This window comes from Aeribacillus sp. JST-2 (genome assembly GCF_056032925.1).
Genome location: NZ_JBVVUU010000022.1, coordinates 24,812 through 42,378 on the forward strand (window position 1 = coordinate 24,812; position 17,567 = coordinate 42,378).

At 38.8% G+C, this 17,567-nt stretch carries 14 protein-coding genes; 7 read left to right on the top strand and 7 right to left on the bottom strand.

Going from position 1 to position 17,567, the window contains the following annotated elements; all coding sequences use genetic code 11:
- Positions 1–24: 24 nt before the first annotated feature.
- The 7 genes from rsmG to rpmH form a co-directional block, all read right to left on the bottom strand.
- Positions 25–741 carry a 16S rRNA (guanine(527)-N(7))-methyltransferase RsmG gene (rsmG, locus tag AC0KTX_RS11620; RefSeq protein ID WP_474252336.1) on the bottom strand — a complete coding sequence of 239 codons (717 nt, stop codon included), beginning with the start codon at positions 739–741 and terminating at the stop codon, positions 25–27.
- Between the two features lie 33 nt (positions 742–774).
- Complete coding sequence (gene mnmG, locus AC0KTX_RS11625; RefSeq protein WP_474252346.1) at positions 775–2,664, bottom strand: tRNA uridine-5-carboxymethylaminomethyl(34) synthesis enzyme MnmG; 1,890 nt, start codon at positions 2,662–2,664, stop codon at positions 775–777.
- A gap of 19 nt (positions 2,665–2,683) precedes the next feature.
- Positions 2,684–4,069, bottom strand: coding sequence for a tRNA uridine-5-carboxymethylaminomethyl(34) synthesis GTPase MnmE (gene mnmE, locus AC0KTX_RS11630; protein ID WP_474252337.1), 1,386 nt, complete (start codon positions 4,067–4,069; stop codon positions 2,684–2,686).
- 399 nt (positions 4,070–4,468) lie between these two features.
- Complete coding sequence (gene jag / locus AC0KTX_RS11635) at positions 4,469–5,167, bottom strand: RNA-binding cell elongation regulator Jag/EloR (protein ID WP_474252338.1); 699 nt, start codon at positions 5,165–5,167, stop codon at positions 4,469–4,471.
- Positions 5,164–5,931: a YidC family membrane integrase SpoIIIJ gene (gene spoIIIJ, locus AC0KTX_RS11640; RefSeq protein ID WP_474252339.1), complete on the bottom strand. Its 768-nt coding sequence runs from the start codon at positions 5,929–5,931 to the stop codon at positions 5,164–5,166. Before spoIIIJ ends, jag begins: the two co-directional genes overlap by 4 nt.
- Positions 5,932–6,044: 113 nt before the next feature.
- Positions 6,045–6,404, bottom strand: a complete 360-nt coding sequence (gene rnpA, locus AC0KTX_RS11645) for a ribonuclease P protein component (RefSeq protein ID WP_474252340.1) — start codon at positions 6,402–6,404, stop codon at positions 6,045–6,047.
- Between the two features lie 113 nt (positions 6,405–6,517).
- Positions 6,518–6,652 carry a 50S ribosomal protein L34 gene (rpmH, locus tag AC0KTX_RS11650; protein ID WP_474252341.1) on the bottom strand — a complete coding sequence of 45 codons (135 nt, stop codon included), beginning with the start codon at positions 6,650–6,652 and terminating at the stop codon, positions 6,518–6,520.
- 498 nt (positions 6,653–7,150) lie between these two features.
- Between rpmH and dnaA the strand changes: the two genes are divergently transcribed.
- The 7 genes from dnaA to AC0KTX_RS11685 all read left to right on the top strand — a co-directional run bounded on the left by dnaA (position 7,151) and on the right by AC0KTX_RS11685 (position 17,287).
- Positions 7,151–8,506: a chromosomal replication initiator protein DnaA gene (dnaA, locus tag AC0KTX_RS11655; protein WP_474252347.1), complete on the top strand. Its 1,356-nt coding sequence runs from the start codon at positions 7,151–7,153 to the stop codon at positions 8,504–8,506.
- A gap of 194 nt (positions 8,507–8,700) precedes the next feature.
- On the top strand, positions 8,701–9,837 hold the full coding sequence (dnaN, locus tag AC0KTX_RS11660; RefSeq protein WP_474252342.1) for a DNA polymerase III subunit beta: 1,137 nt from the start codon (positions 8,701–8,703) through the stop codon (positions 9,835–9,837).
- A gap of 104 nt (positions 9,838–9,941) precedes the next feature.
- Complete coding sequence (yaaA, locus tag AC0KTX_RS11665) at positions 9,942–10,157, top strand: S4 domain-containing protein YaaA (RefSeq protein ID WP_474252343.1); 216 nt, start codon at positions 9,942–9,944, stop codon at positions 10,155–10,157.
- Between the two features lie 15 nt (positions 10,158–10,172).
- The gene (gene recF, locus AC0KTX_RS11670) at positions 10,173–11,282 is read left to right on the top strand and encodes a DNA replication/repair protein RecF (RefSeq protein ID WP_474252344.1); all 1,110 of its coding nucleotides are present in this window, start codon (positions 10,173–10,175) and stop codon (positions 11,280–11,282) included.
- A 305-nt stretch (positions 11,283–11,587) separates the two neighbouring features.
- On the top strand, positions 11,588–13,513 hold the full coding sequence (gene gyrB / locus AC0KTX_RS11675) for a DNA topoisomerase (ATP-hydrolyzing) subunit B (protein ID WP_474252348.1): 1,926 nt from the start codon (positions 11,588–11,590) through the stop codon (positions 13,511–13,513).
- Positions 13,514–13,691: 178 nt separating this feature from the next.
- Positions 13,692–16,148, top strand: a complete 2,457-nt coding sequence (gyrA, locus tag AC0KTX_RS11680; RefSeq protein WP_474252345.1) for a DNA gyrase subunit A — start codon at positions 13,692–13,694, stop codon at positions 16,146–16,148.
- A 68-nt stretch (positions 16,149–16,216) separates the two neighbouring features.
- The gene (locus AC0KTX_RS11685; RefSeq protein WP_474252349.1) at positions 16,217–17,287 is read left to right on the top strand and encodes an HD-GYP domain-containing protein; all 1,071 of its coding nucleotides are present in this window, start codon (positions 16,217–16,219) and stop codon (positions 17,285–17,287) included.
- The last annotated feature ends 280 nt before the right edge of the window (positions 17,288–17,567 follow it).

The window sequence follows — 17,567 nt, forward strand, 5'->3', positions numbered from 1 at the left end:
AAATATTTTATTTTTAAAAAAAACTTATTCAATCGGCATTTTATTGGGAGTTCCAGGTTTTCTCGGATATTTTTTGGGAGTAGCTCGTTCCTTATGAATGACAATTATATTCCGTTCACTTCTTTCAATCGGCAATTCAAAAGAATGGACCGTTTGGACTTTTCCCCCTAGCAAAGAGATTGCTTTTTTTGCCTCCAGCAATTCTTCATTTGCCGATTGCGCTTTCAATGCAAGAAAATCACCGTTTATCTTAACTAGCGGAATACATAGTTCGCTTAAAACAGATAATCGGGCGACAGCCCGGGCTATCACCACATCAAATGTTTCCCGAAATTGTTTTTTTTGTCCAAAAGTTTCCGCACGATCATGGTATAAAAATACACCTTCCAGTTTTAACTGTTCCGTTAAATGTTCCAAAAATGTGATTCGTTTCTTTAACGAATCGACAATGGTTAATTGCAGTTGGGGAAAACAAATTTTCAACGGAATGCTTGGAAATCCCGCACCCGCTCCCACATCACAAACGGAAAGAGGTTTTTGAAAATCATAAAAAAAGGCAGCAGATATGGAATCAAAAAAATGCTTTAAATAAACTCCTGACTGATCTGTAATTGACGTCAAGTTCATTTTTTCATTCCATTCTACGAGAAGCTTAAAATACATCTCAAATTGTTCCATTGCCTGAGGGGACAGTAAAATCCCCTTTTTCTCCAATAATTGTTGAAACTGAATGCTGTCCATTGAACTATCCTTTCATTTCTAATTGGTCAAATTTTACTCATTAGACACGCGTGCAATTCGTCCTTGTTCCAAATAAACGAGCAAAATTGAAATATCTGCCGGATTCACACCCGATATGCGTGACGCTTGCGCAACCGAAATTGGCCGCACTTGTTTTAGTTTTTGTCTCGCTTCGGATGCAATTCCATTGATGGCATCATAATCGATATCTTCCGGAATTTTTTTGTTTTCCATTCGTTTTAATTTTTCAACCTGCTGCAACGATTTTTCAATATATCCTTCGTATTTTATTTGAATTTCAACCTGCTCTTCCACTTCAGTAGCCAGCACTTCATTGCCGGGAGCAAGTTTTTTAATATGTTCATAATTGATTTCCGGACGTCTTAAAAGATCCGATGCGCGAATGCCGTCTTTTAACGGGCTGCCGCCAAGGCTTTGAATCAATTTTTGCGTTTCCTCGGTCGGTTTAATGATGATAGAACTTAAACGTTTTTTCTCCTTTTCAATAGCTTCTTTTTTAGCCAAAAACTTTTCATACCGCTCTTTTTTGATCAAACCGATATTATATCCGAGCTCTGTCAAACGCAAATCGGCATTGTCATGGCGAAGGAGAAGACGGTATTCTGCTCTTGATGTTAATAAGCGGTAAGGTTCATTTGTCCCCTTCGTTACTAAATCGTCTATTAAAACGCCAATGTAGGCATCAGAGCGGCTGAGAATAACCTCATCCTTATTCAACGCTCTTCTTGCGGCATTAATGCCAGCCATAATTCCTTGACCGGCTGCTTCTTCATAACCGGATGTTCCGTTAATTTGCCCCGCTGTATATAAGTTCTTTACTTTTTTTGTCTCCAAAGTCGGCCATAATTGTGTTGGTACGATCGCATCATATTCAATAGCATATCCGGCTCTCATCATTTGAGCGTTTTCAAGCCCTGGAATTGTTGTAAGCATACGGCGTTGCACATCTTCCGGAAGGCTTGTCGATAGTCCTTGAACATAGACTTCTTCAGTGTTGCGGCCTTCAGGTTCCAAAAAGATTTGATGGCGCGGTTTATCATGGAAACGGACAATTTTGTCTTCAATCGAAGGGCAGTACCGTGGCCCTGTTCCCTTGATCATTCCGGAATACATTGGTGAACGGTGCAAATTTTCATCGATAATTTTATGTGTCTCGCTGCTTGTATACGTCAACCAGCAAGGCAGTTGATCAGTGATATATTTTGTCGTTTCATATGAAAATGCCCGCGGCTCTTCGTCTCCCGGCTGAATCTCAGTTTTGCTGTAGTCAATCGTTTGTCCGTTGACTCTCGGCGGAGTGCCTGTTTTAAAACGGACAAGTTCAAAACCAAGCTCTTCCAAATGCTCCGAAAGCTTGATGGACGGCTGTTGATTGTTTGGCCCGCTGGAATAGGAAAGATCACCAATTATAATTCTGCCGCGAAGAAATGTTCCAGTTGTTAAAACAACGGTTTTGGAACGGTATTCTGCACCGGTTTGTGTAATAACTCCTTTGCAAACACCATCCTCGACAATTAACTGTTCCACCATTCCTTGCATTAAAGTCAAATTTCTTTCTTGTTCAAGTGTCTTTTTCATTTCCCGCTGATACATCACTTTATCTGCTTGCGCACGAAGCGCACGAACAGCTGGACCTTTTCCTGTATTTAACATTCTCATTTGTATATATGTTTTGTCTATGTTTTTCCCCATTTCTCCGCCTAACGCATCAATCTCCCGTACGACTATTCCTTTAGCGGGTCCGCCGATCGAAGGATTGCATGGCATAAAGGCAACCATATCCAAATTTATAGTGAGGACAAGCGTTTTTGCGCCTAATCTCGCTGCAGCAAGTGCGGCCTCACAGCCTGCATGACCGGCGCCAACTACGATGACATCGTACTCACCTGCTTGATATCCCATTTTCATCAAACCTTTCCTTTTATTTTCCAAGACAAAACTGTGAAAACAATTGATCGATCAGGCTTTCATTGACGGTGTCGCCAATAATTTCGCCAAGGAGCTCCCAAGTCCGGGTTAAATCAATTTGGACGATATCAATCGGAACTCCTTGTTCAATCCCATTAAGCGCATCTTCAATTGCTTTTTTTGCTTGATTCAACAAAGCGATATGCCGGGCATTTGAAACATATGTTAGATCGTTTGCTTGAAGGTTTCCTTCAAAAAACAAGAAACTGATTTGTTTTTCTAATTCATCTATTCCTTTGTCTTCTTTTAAAGAGGTTGCCACGATCGGCCGGCCTTCCGCAAGGATTTTCACTTCATTCATATCGATTTTTTGCGGCAAATCCGTTTTATTGACAATAACAATATATTCCATTCCCTTTACTGCTTCAAAAAGCTTTCGATCTTCATCTGTGAGTTCTTCATTATAGTTCAGCACGAATAATATTAAATCCGCTTCTTTTAACACTTTTCGGGAACGTTCCACTCCGATTCTTTCTACAATGTCTTCTGTCTCACGAATTCCGGCCGTATCGATCAACCGCAACGGGACGCCCCTCACATTGACATATTCCTCAATGACATCCCTTGTGGTACCGGGAATATCCGTGACAATTGCTTTATTTTCATGGACAAGGCCGTTAAGCAAAGAGGATTTGCCGACGTTCGGCCGGCCGATAATGACTGTCGACAACCCCTCACGTAAAATCTTGCCTTGCTTGGATGTTGCTAATAATGTTTCAATTTCATTCCGCACTTTTGTTGCTTTTTTTATTAACATTTCATGGGTCATTTCCTCCACATCATCGTATTCGGGATAATCTATGTTGACTTCAACATGAGCCAATGTTTCAAGAATGTCTTGGCGAAGGCGCTGAATACGGTTGGACAGCCGCCCTTCCATCTGCCCTAAGGCAACATTCATTGCTCTGTCGGTTTTGGCACGGATTAAATCAATCACCGCTTCGGCTTGAGATAAATCAATCCGGCCATTTAAAAAAGCCCTTTTTGTAAATTCCCCCGGCTCTGCGAGACGAGCCCCATGTTGCAAAACGAGCTGCAGAACACGATTCACAGAGACTAATCCTCCGTGGCAATTAATCTCCACAACATCCTCACGAGTAAATGTTTTTGGCGCTTTCATAACAGATACCATGACCTCTTCCACCATCTGATCCGTTTCAGGGTCAACGATTTTTCCGTAATGAATGGTATGCGTTGAAACATTTTTTAGCTGTTTTCCTGCTGGGTTTCGAAAAATTTTATCGGCAATGTCGATTGCTTCATTGCCGCTTAATCGGACAATTGCAATCGCGCCTTCTCCCATCGGCGTGGAAATTGCAGCAATTGTATCAAATTCCACGATGTTCACCTCACGTTACATTGCTATCTATAAAACATCAACTTGAAATCATCTCGGCCGAAAACAAAATCGAAAAATACCGCATAGAACTCAAACATGAAAGTCAAAACACAATGGCAACTATGTTATCCACAAAAAATTTCTAATTTATTATTTTAACTTATCCACATGTTAATAACAATATTTCAGTTTCGATTATTTAAACGAATTGCCATCAAATGAATGCAAAAAAAAAAGGCTGTGCCATAGTCCAATATGCTCTCCTTAAGGTAGACAGATAAAAAAATATAAATCTGTTTTACCTAAAGGGGAGTTTAGACCTTATTTTAAGACAGCCTCTTTAGCTACACTTTAATACGATATTTGGAAAAAGAAAGCATTTTCTCCTCATTGAAAGTATCATTTCGGAGCAATAACAATATATCGGTATGGTTCCGTTCCAATGGAATAAGTCTGGACTCTCCCATCTTCCATCAATGCAGAATGAATTACTTTTCTTTCAAATGATGGCATCGGCTCCAATGAAATTTCCTTGTTTGTTTTGACGGCTTTATCCGCCAATTTAACCGCAAGCTGTTTCAGCGTTTCATTGCGCCGCTCCCGATAATTTTCTGCATCTAATATAATTTTTACATATTCTTCCGAAGATTTATTTGCCACGAGTTGTGTCAAATACTGTAGTGAATTTAATGTTTGTCCTCTTTTGCCAATGAGAACGGCCAAATTTTCCCCTTTAATATCAAAATAAATCGTTTTTCCTTCTTTTCTTACATCAATAGCTGAATTAACAATTCCCATTTCTTTTATTACTTTTTCAAGGAATTTTTCCGCCTCTTCTACAGGATCGGAATTTTCTTTTTTGCTTTCTGCCGACGATCCCGTTTTGTCCTTCTCCACTGAAACATCAGCTTCAAAATTGATTTTCGCTTTCACTTTCACATAAACGGTGGCGGGCTTTTGGCCGAATATGCCGAAAAAACCTTTTTTCCCCTCATCGATCACCTGAATTTCAACATCATCCTCGGCAACGTTCAATTTCTCCAACGCTTTTTTTACGGCCTCTTCCACAGTTTGGCCGGTAGATGTGATTTCTTTCACTTTTGTGCTCCTCCTGCCTTTTTAGAAGGATTATGTAAGCTGTTCATAATTAATGTTTGAACAATTGTAAATATATTTCCAACGACCCAATAAAGTGACAAAGCTGCTGGCAAGCTTACGGCAAAAATGATAACCATAATCGGCATCATCCACAACAGCGTCTGCATTTGCGGATTTAAATTGGCGGAACCTGCCATCATCAATTTTTGCTGAACAAACGTTAAAACACCTGCTAAAAGGGGCAATATAAAGTAAGGATCCCTTTCCCCCAAATCAAACCATAAAAAGCTATGTTCGGCAATTTCGCGAGTTCTCATTATAGCATGGTAAAATCCTATTAAAATCGGCATCTGAATCAATACCGGCAGACATCCAGCAAGAGGATTGATGCCATGCTTTTGAAACAGTTCCATTGTTTCTTGTTGAAGCTTCTGCTGGGTTTTTTGGTCTTTTGAACGATATTTTTCCCGAAGTCTTTGCAGTTCTGGCTGTATTTCCTGTGTAGCTTTTGAATTCTGAATTTGCTTAATCATTAACGGCAAAATAGCCAACCGAATTAAAAATGTCACAATGATAATCGCCAAGCCGAAATCGTTCCCTAACAATTTCGCAAAATAGGTAATTAACATAGAAAGCGGATAAACAATGTACTGATTCCAAAACCCTTCACTATCTTCCGTAATCGGCTTATTGAATTCCATACAGCCCGCCAAAACAGATACAAGTATTGCTAAAATGAAAGATAATAAAATTCGCCTAATCAACAACACTTCCTCCTAACAACTAATATCTCTGTTTATATAGAAAAAATTTTATTCGTTTTCATTTAAAAACATTGTAACATCTTTTTGATCAATTTGCTTGCGATTCCTGCATTTTATATCTGTTTTTCCGGATTGCTGTGATAAACATTCATCTTTAAAAAAAGGTGGATCAGGCTTTTCCTAACCTCATGAAAACTCATATGAGCAGCCGGCTTTCTGGCTATAACAATATAATCTTTTCCTTTTGATATTTTCTCCTTTTCTAAAATAAAAACATGGCGAATGAGCCGTTTTACTCTATTTCTCGTAACAGCATTTCCAATTTTTTTGCTGACGGATAAACCGACTCGGAACTCTTTTTGATCAGGTTGATCAAGCACGTAAAGAACAAATTGTCTATTCGCCGTTGATTTTCCATTTTGAAATACTTGTTGAAAATCTTCATTTTTTTTAATGCGATTCCTTTTTTTCATTTCATTCACTCCGACTTTCACTTTCTCCATCAGGGCACAATGCCTTTCTGGAGCAAGTCATACATGGACGGCTATCTATTGTGAAAAAAGACCACTGACTTTTTTTCAGTGGTCTATGCTGATAAAACTTTTCTTCCTTTACGACGGCGTCTTGCTAATACTTTGCGCCCGTTTTTTGAACTCATTCTGCTGCGGAATCCATGCACTTTGCTGCGTTTACGTTTATTTGGTTGATAAGTTCTTTTCATTATTTATGACACCTCCCCGAGGATTATCTCAACAAAGACAGTCTTTTTAATTATAGTAACGGAACACATTAATTGTCAACCAACCTTCCAATGAAATCATAGATCTTTTCATTGTGGATATTTTTTTCGACAAAAATGCAATCTTCAACAATTATCGACAAACTTTCCACACATTTCACCCCTGTGGACAATTGTTTTCAACATATTGTTTCTCTTGTGGATAAACCTACAAAAACCATTGCAACATCTTATTGATTTTGTTATTATATTTTTGTTTTAACCCTGAACATCTTTCTTTTTTATTCTATTTTTCCACAGATTGTGAATAAATTGTGGAAAAATATTCACAATGATGTGAACGAACTTATCCACATCATAGGGAAAGAGTAGAAAAGTTATTTTTCTACTATATTATATGTTTTATACACATTCATTGGGGATTGTATATTTATTCATTTGTTTTCTTAGCCACCGCGAAGGAGGGAAACCTTGGGAGCCATGGAGAATATTGAAGAATTATGGAATCGTGTGCTTGCAGAAATCAAGAAGAAGGTTAGCAAACCCAGTTATGAAACATGGCTAAAATCAACGAAAGCACACTCTTTGCAAGGCGACCTGTTAATTATTACTGCTCCGAACGAGTTTGCTAGAGATTGGCTTGAGACCCGGTATCTTCATCTTATTGCCAATACGATCTATGATTTAACTGGGGAAGAAATCGGAGTAAAGTTTATTATTCCCCAAAATTTGACAGATGATGAGTTTATGCCGAAAGCTCCTATTAAAACTGCACCAAAAAAAGAGGAAGAGCCAAATGATTTTCCGCAAAATTTGCTTAATCCAAAATACACTTTTGACACATTCGTCATTGGATCTGGAAATCGATTTGCTCACGCCGCCTCTTTAGCAGTTGCAGAAGCACCGGCAAAGGCATATAACCCGCTCTTCATCTACGGTGGTGTAGGTCTTGGTAAAACCCATCTCATGCATGCAATCGGCCATTATGTTCTTGAACATAATCCTTCCGCAAGAGTTGTCTACTTGTCATCAGAAAAATTTACGAATGAATTTATCAATTCCATTCGTGACAATAAAGCTGTCGAATTCCGCAACAAATATCGGAATGTTGATGTTCTGCTAATAGATGATATTCAGTTTCTTGCCGGAAAAGAATCAACTCAGGAGGAATTTTTCCACACGTTTAACACTCTTCATGAAGAAAGTAAACAAATCGTAATTTCCAGCGATAGACCGCCAAAAGAAATTCCTACTCTGGAAGATCGGTTAAGATCACGTTTTGAATGGGGATTAATTACAGACATCACACCTCCTGACCTTGAAACAAGAATTGCCATTTTGCGAAAAAAAGCGAAGGCTGATGGGCTCGATATCCCAAATGAAGTAATGCTTTACATTGCAAATCAAATTGATTCGAACATACGCGAATTAGAAGGTGCACTCATACGCGTCGTTGCCTATTCTTCGTTGATCAATAAAGATATTAACGCAGATCTGGCAGCAGAAGCTTTAAAAGATATCATTCCTAATTCAAAGCCGAAAGTGATTACAATTAAAGATATACAGCGCGCTGTCGGTCAACATTTTAATTTAAAGATGGAAGATTTTAAGGCAAAAAAAAGGACGAAGTCAGTAGCATTTCCTAGGCAAATTGCCATGTATTTATCAAGAGAGCTTACGGATAGTTCATTGCCGAAAATTGGGGAAGAGTTTGGCGGACGGGACCATACGACAGTCATTCACGCACACGAAAAAATTTCAAAACTGCTCGAACACGATCAACAATTACAAAAACAAATTAACGAGATACAAGAAATGCTGAAAAACCCTTTTTAGTTTTTGGGGACATTGTGAATAATTACAATCCATTCACGCACAGTCTGTCCACATGTGGATGGACTGTGTTTCCTTTCTTCAACAGATTTATCCACATATCCACAGACACTACTATTACTTTTGCTGTTTTTTTATTAATAAAAATAAATCATCATAAGATGTTTACTCGCGTTTTTAAATAAAGGAGGATACACATGCAAGTAATTATTCAAAAAGGTAAACTTGTCCAAAGTGTTCAAGACGTTATGAAAGCTGTATCATCCAGAACCACCATTCCGATATTAACAGGGATTAAAATAACTGCATCAGAAGAAGGGATCACATTAACAGGAAGCGATTCAGACATCTCTATTGAATCTTTCATTCCAATAGAAGAAGATGGAAAAATAAATGCCGAAGTTATCAATCCAGGCAGCATTGTTTTGCAAGCCCGATTTTTTAGCGAAATTGTTAGAAAACTTCCGCAGGAGCAAGTTGAAATAAAAGTGGAAAATCATTTATTAGCGGTAATTCGTTCGGGAAAAACAGAATTTCATTTGCATGGATTAGACGCAGAGGAATACCCTAGGCTCCCTGATATTAAAGAACAAAATGTTTTCAAATTGCCGGCCGATTTATTAAAAAACATGATACGCCAAACCGCATTTGCCGTCTCCACATCGGAAACAAGACCGATCTTAACAGGAGTGAATTGGCGCCTTTCGGATGGAGAATTAACATGCATTGCAACCGACAGCCACCGTCTTGCTTTAAGGAAAGCAAAAGTCGATACAAATATCCATGATGTCCAAAACGTCGTCATTCCCGGCAAAAGCCTAAATGAACTAAGCAAAATTATTGATGACAGTACCGATCTTGTGGAAATTGTCATCACCGAAAACCAAGTACTGTTTAAAACAAAAAATATATTGCTCTTCTCCCGATTGCTTGATGGTACCTATCCTGACACAAGCAGGCTCATTCCTACTGAAAGCAAAACAGATATCACCATTGATTCAAAGGAATTTCTCCAAGCTATTGACCGGGCCTCCTTGCTTGCAAAGGAAGGAAGAAATAATGTTGTAAAATTATCCGCCACACTTGATGGAACAATCGAAATTACATCAAATTCCCCTGAAATCGGGAAAGTGGTTGAAGAAATTCAAGCAAAAGAAGTTCAAGGGGAAGAATTAAAAATTTCCTTTAGTGCAAAGTATATGATAGATGCGCTTAAAGCCGTAGAGGGAACAGAAATTCACATTAGTTTTACAGGTGCGATGAGGCCGTTTTTAATCCGAGTGCCGGAAGATGAAACTATATTGCAGCTGATCCTTCCTGTTAGAACTTATTAGCAAAAAAAAGCTACTAGTTTCAAATTTAGCTAGTAGCTTTCTTCTTTAAAATAAAAAAGTTAAAATTAAATGTTAGAGAATGTTTTGAGAAAGCGGTTGATAAAATGGGTCAAGTTATTCGATTCACAGGAGAATACATCACACTTGGACAGTTTTTAAAGATGGCGGATATCATTCAAACAGGCGGAATGGCGAAATGTTTTTTAAAGGAGCATCAAGTGTTTGTCAATGATGAACCTGAAAAGCGGCGAGGGAGAAAACTGAAAGATGGGGACATTGTCTATATTAAAGAGTTCGGAACGTTTATCGTAAAAAGTTAAAGTTGGTGACTGTCCTTGTATTTAAAAGAATTAAACTTAAAGAACTATCGAAATTATCATTCTTTAACAGCACAGTTTGAAAATAAAGTAAATGTCATTATTGGTGAAAATGCTCAAGGAAAAACAAATATGATGGAAGCCATATACGTTTTGGCCATGGCGAAATCGCATCGTACGAGCAATGATAAAGAGCTGATTCAATGGGAAAAGGAATATGCTAAAATAGAAGGTGGAGTGGAAAAGCAAAACCGTTTTGCGTCAGTGGAGCTCATTATTTCAAATAAAGGAAAAAAAGCAAAATTTAACCATATTGAACAAAGAAAATTGAGCGATTATGTGGGAAATGTTAATGTCATTATGTTTGCGCCGGAGGATTTGAATTTAGTAAAAGGAAGCCCGCAAATACGAAGACGTTTTATCAATATGGAAATCGGGCAGGTTTCGCCGGTTTATTTGCATCATTTGAACAAATATCAAAAAATTATGCACCAGCGAAATCATTATTTAAAACTCCTGCAAACGAAAAAGCAAACAGATGAGAAGATGCTTGATGTACTTACGCTCCAGCTTTGTGAAACGGCCGCTAGCATAACAAAGAAACGCGCCTCATTTGTGAAGAAGCTCGAAAAATGGGCAAATCCAATTCATTCAACAATTTCAAGAGATATGGAAGATCTAAGGATAAGGTACAAGCCGTCTGTAGAGGTATCAGAAGAAGAAGACTTGTCGAAAATAATAGAGGTATACTATAACAAGTTTTCAGAAATAAAGGAAAAAGAAATCGAACGCGGCACAACGTTGGCGGGTCCTCATCGAGATGATCTCATTTTTTATGTCAATAATCGAGATGTTCAAACATTTGGTTCACAAGGCCAGCAGCGAACAACAGCATTGTCCGTCAAACTGGCTGAAATAGACTTAATTAGAGAAGAAATAGGTGATTATCCAATTTTGCTCCTGGATGATGTGCTGTCTGAATTAGATCATTTCCGCCAATCGCATTTATTAAATGCCATACAAGGGAAAGTACAGACTTTTGTGACGACTACAAGCGTTGATGGGATTGATCATCAAACACTGAAGGAAGCAACGATATACCAGGTATCTTCCGGACAATTAGTATAAGTCAATGAGGTGATGAATGCATTTGCATGTCGGTGAAAATCAAATCGTCCCTTCAAAAGATATCATCATCATTCTCAATTCCAAATGCATCTCACCCCCAATTGTTCAGGAGTTGCTAAAAAACTAGAAAATATGGTCGTCCCTTTGCAAACGGTTGAAGTGAAATCATTAGTGATTACGAAAAGTAGGATTTACTTTTCTGCTTTAGCTCCCAAAACTTTGGAAAGACGAGCACGATTTTTTTAAGGATGAGTCCGAAATATGAAAATTTTATGTTTAGAAAAGTGCAGGTGATCATTGTGGCAATGGAACAAAAAGAAGTAAAACAAACAACATATGATGAAAACCAGATCCAAGTGCTCGAAGGATTGGAAGCTGTCCGGAAAAGACCCGGTATGTATATCGGTTCAACGAGTTCAAAAGGTCTGCACCACCTCGTATGGGAAATTGTTGATAACAGTATAGATGAAGCACTTGCGGGTTATTGCACTGAAATTAATGTCATCATCGAAAAAGATGATAGCATTACGGTAAAAGATAATGGACGAGGAATCCCCGTCGGAATTCATGAAAAGATGGGGCGGCCGGCTGTTGAAGTGATTATGACTGTCCTTCACGCAGGAGGAAAATTTGGAGGCGGCGGATACAAAGTATCCGGTGGACTTCACGGTGTAGGTGCCTCCGTTGTAAATGCCCTTTCAACAGAACTGGAGGTTTTTGTTCACCGGGACGGGAAAATTTACTATCAACGATATAATCGAGGGGTGCCTTGCGAAGATTTAAAGGTTGTTGGAGAAACGGATGGAACGGGTACAATCGTCCACTTTAAACCGGATCCTGAAATTTTCAAAGAAACAACAGAATATGATTATGACACGCTGGCGACAAGGCTGCGCGAACTAGCTTTTTTAAACAAAGGCATTCTCATCACCATTGAAGACAAGCGGGAAGGGAAACAGCGCAAAAATGAATATCATTATGAGGGCGGCATTATTTCTTATGTGAAACACCTTAATCGGACAAAAGAGGTTCTCCACGAAGAACCGATCTACATTGAAGGGGAAAAAGACGGCATTTCAATTGAAATAGCTTTACAATATAATGACGGGTTTACTAGTAATATTTACTCATTTGCCAATAATATTCACACATATGAAGGTGGTACTCACGAATCCGGCTTCAAAACCGGTTTAACCAGAATTATAAATGATTACTCACGGAAAACAGGCGCTATTAAGGAAAACGATCAAAATTTAACTGGAGAAGATGTTCGCGAAGGGTTGACAGCGATCATTTCTGTCAAACATCCGAATCCTCAGTTTGAAGGGCAAACAAAAACAAAGCTTGGAAATTCAGAAGTCAGGGCGATTACTGATTCGGTCTTTTCAGAAATGTTTGAAGCGTTCCTGCTTGAAAACCCACATGTTGCCAAAAAAATTGTCGAGAAAGGTTTGATGGCGGCGCGGGCTCGTTTGGCTGCCAAAAAAGCAAGGGAATTAACAAGAAGAAAGACAGCATTAGAAATTTCCAATTTACCTGGGAAATTAGCTGACTGTTCTTCTAGAGACCCATCAATCTCTGAATTGTTTGTTGTTGAAGGGGATTCTGCAGGAGGATCTGCAAAACAAGGCCGAGATCGTCATTTCCAAGCAATTTTGCCGTTAAGAGGGAAAATATTGAATGTAGAGAAAGCCCGTCTTGATAAAATATTATCAAACAACGAAGTGCGAGCTATAATTACTGCCATCGGAACAGGAATTGGCGAGGATTTTGACGTGTCGAAGGCAAGATATCATAAAATTGTGATTATGACCGATGCCGATGTGGATGGAGCTCACATCCGTACTCTTTTACTAACATTTTTCTATCGGTATATGAGAGGCATTATTGAAAAACGTTATGTTTATATTGCACAACCGCCTTTATATAAAATTACGCAAGGAAAAAAGGTTGAATATGCTTATAATGACCGGCAGTTAGAAAAGATTTTGTCTGAATTGCCGGATCAGCCGAAACCAAGCATTCAGCGCTATAAAGGTCTCGGAGAAATGAATCCAGAACAGCTGTGGGAAACAACTATGAACCCATCTACAAGAACTTTATTGCAGGTTACATTGCAAGATGCAATTGATGCCGATGAAACGTTTGAAATTTTAATGGGCGACAAAGTTGAGCCCCGTCGCCAATTTATTGAAGAAAATGCACGTTATGTAAAAAATCTTGATATCTGATACAGGCATCAGCATGGTTCGCCTAGCTAGTAGGTTGAACGTTCATTGAAATATAGAGCAAATCATTTGAGCATGCCCAAATCCAATGGAAATGCTCCATTGTGTTGACAAATCGAGCAAATAGATTTCCTCCCCAATTCGGTGAGGTCTGCGAAATGTTTATTGGGAGGTAAGAAAAATGGCTGAAAAGAACGAATCACAAATACAAGAGGTTAATATTAGTCAGGAAATGCGGACATCCTTTCTTGATTATGCTATGAGCGTTATCGTGTCGCGCGCCTTGCCTGATGTCCGCGATGGTTTAAAGCCTGTGCACCGGCGAATTCTTTATGCGATGCATGACCTCGGCATGACCCCGGATAAACCCCATAAAAAATCCGCCCGCATCGTAGGAGAAGTGATCGGGAAATACCATCCTCACGGCGATTCGGCGGTTTACGAGACGATGGTTAGAATGGCGCAGGATTTTAACTATCGCTATATGTTAGTGGACGGGCACGGTAATTTTGGTTCCATTGATGGCGATGCGGCGGCCGCCATGCGCTATACGGAGGCGCGTATGTCAAAGATTTCGCTAGAACTGCTTCGGGATATCAATAAAGATACGATTGATTATCAGGATAACTATGATGGATCAGAAAAGGAGCCTGTTGTTTTACCTTCCCGGTTTCCGCACTTATTAGTCAATGGCGCATCAGGAATTGCTGTCGGTATGGCGACAAATATTCCCCCTCATCAGCTCGGCGAAGTAATTGATGGTGTTCTTGCTTTAAGCAAAGATCCTGATATATCGATTGCTGAACTGATGGAAATCATCCCAGGTCCCGATTTTCCAACCGCTGGGCAAATTATGGGGAAGAGCGGTATTCGAAAAGCTTATGAAACCGGCCGCGGATCCATCACCATTCGGGCGAAAGTGGAGATTGAGGAAAAAGAGAACGGAAAGCAAGCAATCATTGTAACTGAAATCCCGTATCAAGTGAATAAGGCTAAGCTCATCGAAAGGATTGCGGAACTTGTTCGGGAGAAAAAAATTGATGGCATATCTAATTTGCGTGATGAATCGGACAGAAACGGCATGCGTATTGTTATTGAAGTGCATAGAGATGCGAATGCAAATGTCCTGTTGAATAATCTATATAAGCAAACTGCATTGCAGACAAGTTTTGGAATCAATATGCTGGCGTTAGTAAACGGGGAGCCGAAAGTCTTAAATTTAAAACAAATATTGGAACATTATTTAGATCACCAAAAAGTAGTGATTCGAAGACGAACTGCCTTTGAATTACGGAAAGCCGAAGCGCGGGCTCATATTTTGGAAGGATTAAGAATCGCCCTAGATCATATCGATGAGGTAATTAATTTGATTCGCAGTTCTAAAACAACCGATCTGGCCCGCCAAGGGTTAATGGAGAGATTTTCTTTGACAGAAAAACAAGCGCAAGCGATTTTGGATATGAGATTGCAGCGCTTGACAGGACTAGAACGCGAAAAAATAGAAGAAGAATATAAGGAGCTCGTTCGATTAATAGAAGAATTAAAAGGAATTTTAGCCAGCGAAGAAAAAGTACTGGATATTATTCGTGAAGAATTGCAAGAAATAAAAGAAAGATTTAATGATGAGCGGCGTACGGAAATTATTGCGACTGGTTTTGAAGCAATTGAGGATGAAGACTTGATTCCGAGAGAGAATATAGTGGTTACGCTCACTCATAAAGGTTATATTAAGCGGCTCCCTGTTTCGACCTATCGAAGCCAGAAACGTGGTGGAAGAGGCATCCAAGGCATGGGGACTCATGCGGATGATTTTGTCGAACATTTGTTTACGACAAGCACCCATGATACCATTCTATTTTTCACCAACAAAGGGAAAGTATACAAGACAAAAGGATATGAAATTCCAGAATATGGGCGTACAGCTAAAGGAATCCCAATTATTAACTTATTAGAGATTGACCAAGATGAATGGGTTAATGCTGTTATTCCTGTCTCAGAGTTTGTCGATGATTGGTTTTTATTTTTTGCTACAAAGGAAGGGATTTGCAAACGTTCGCCTCTATCACAATTTGCTCATATTCGCAACAGCGGCTTAATTGCTTTAAATTTGCGCGAAGGAGACGAACTTATCTCTGTACATTTGACAGATGGCAAGAAGGATATCGTCATAGGCACAAAAAAAGGGATGTTGATTCGTTTTCATGAAACAGATGTTCGTTCAATGGGACGTACAGCAACTGGCGTAAAAGGGATTACACTGTTTGCCGATGACCAAGTAGTCGGTATGGAAGTATTGGAACAAGGCGTCGATGTGTTAGTCGTAACCGAAAATGGATACGGAAAGCGTACGCCGGAAACTGAGTATCGAATTCAAAGCCGTGGGGGAAAAGGTTTAAAAACGTGCAACATCACTGAGAAAAACGGGCAAGTTGTAGCTGTAAAATCGGTCCGAGGCCATGAAGATTTAATGATTATTACAGAAAACGGCGTACTTATCCGAATGGATGTCAATGACATATCATCAATGGGACGAAACACAGTGGGGGTTAAGTTAATCAAACTCGATAAAAATGAACACGTTTCGACAGTCGCTCTTGTAGAAAAAGAAGAAGATAATGAGGAGCAAGATGAGGTTTAAGTAAACATCATTAGCAGGCGTATTTATTATAAGTTTCAATTGGTCAAACAGGGGGGATTACTTTGCTAATGGATGTAAATCAACTGCAAGAGGGTTTTGTCCTACAACAAGATGTTTTTTCATTGACATCAAAGCCAATTGCTAGAAAAGGCACTGTCATAGAAGAGAAACATATTGAAATTTTCCGCGCATTTTTGGTACAGAAGGTAAATGTCGAACCATTCTCGAAAGCAGTGTCGGCAAAGAAAAAGTCTGAACGAGAAGTGGCAGATGAAAAAGAAGAAAAAATAACAGCAGATAGTTTTACGGAAATATATGATGAGGCTGTAAAAAATTTTCAAAAAACTTTTTTATCATGGCAATCAGGAGTTCCGTTGGATATTTTTTATATAAGAAAATTATTATTTCCCTTGTTAGGAAAAGCACTGGAAGAAGAGCACTATGCCATGGACTTATATAAAAAATGTAAAGTTAATGAATATATTTACCATCATTCCATTTCGGTCTCATTGCTTAGCGCATTGATTGCGAAAAAACTGGGGTTTGTTTCCGGGGAAATTAATCAAATTGCTCTTGCGGGATTGTTAAGTGATTGTGGCATGTCCAAAATCCCCCCGGCTATTTTAAACAAAAAAGAAGTGTTGAATGAATGGGAATATAAAGAAGTGAAACAACATCCAATATACAGCTATCAGCTAATAAAGGATATTCCATCCTTAAAAAAAGGAACAAAGATTTGTGTATTGCAACACCATGAAAGAATGGATGGAACCGGGTATCCGTTAGGGGTCAAGGGGGACAATTTTCATCCATTCGCAAAGATTGTTTCGTTCGCAGATCATTATATAGCGATGGTATCTCCGCGTCCGTTTCGGGCAGGATACTCGCCTTTTTACGTGCTGGAAGAATTAGAAAAGTACGGGTTTGGAAAATTCGATTTAAGTGTGGTCAATGTTTTTAAAAAATTATTTGTTAAATATATGATCGGCCGGAAAGTAAAGCTTTCCGACGGTACGGTTGGAAAAATTGGATTTATAAATGAGAAAACCGCTTCTAGGCCTCTAATTCAAGTCATTGATTCAGATGAGATCATCTCTTTAGAAAAACAAAATGATTTGTCTATTAAACAAGTTTTTTAATTGTAAAGTGGCAGTTTGCTTTTGTTTTTAGGCAAGCTGCCTTTTCTAATGTAATTGGTGTTAAAGAAATTGCATGTATATAAAAAAATACTTGTCATTCATGTTTGAAGCTGTTATAATTTTTGAAGTCAGCGATGATGGATAAATAATTTGTTGACAATCGTTATTGTATTTTATACAATATAAAAGTCGCTTGTTTTGATTGATCTTTGAAAACTGAACAAAACGAAAGCGTTCCTGTTGATTCAAGAAATGAGCAGATATGAGGATAAACTTTTTT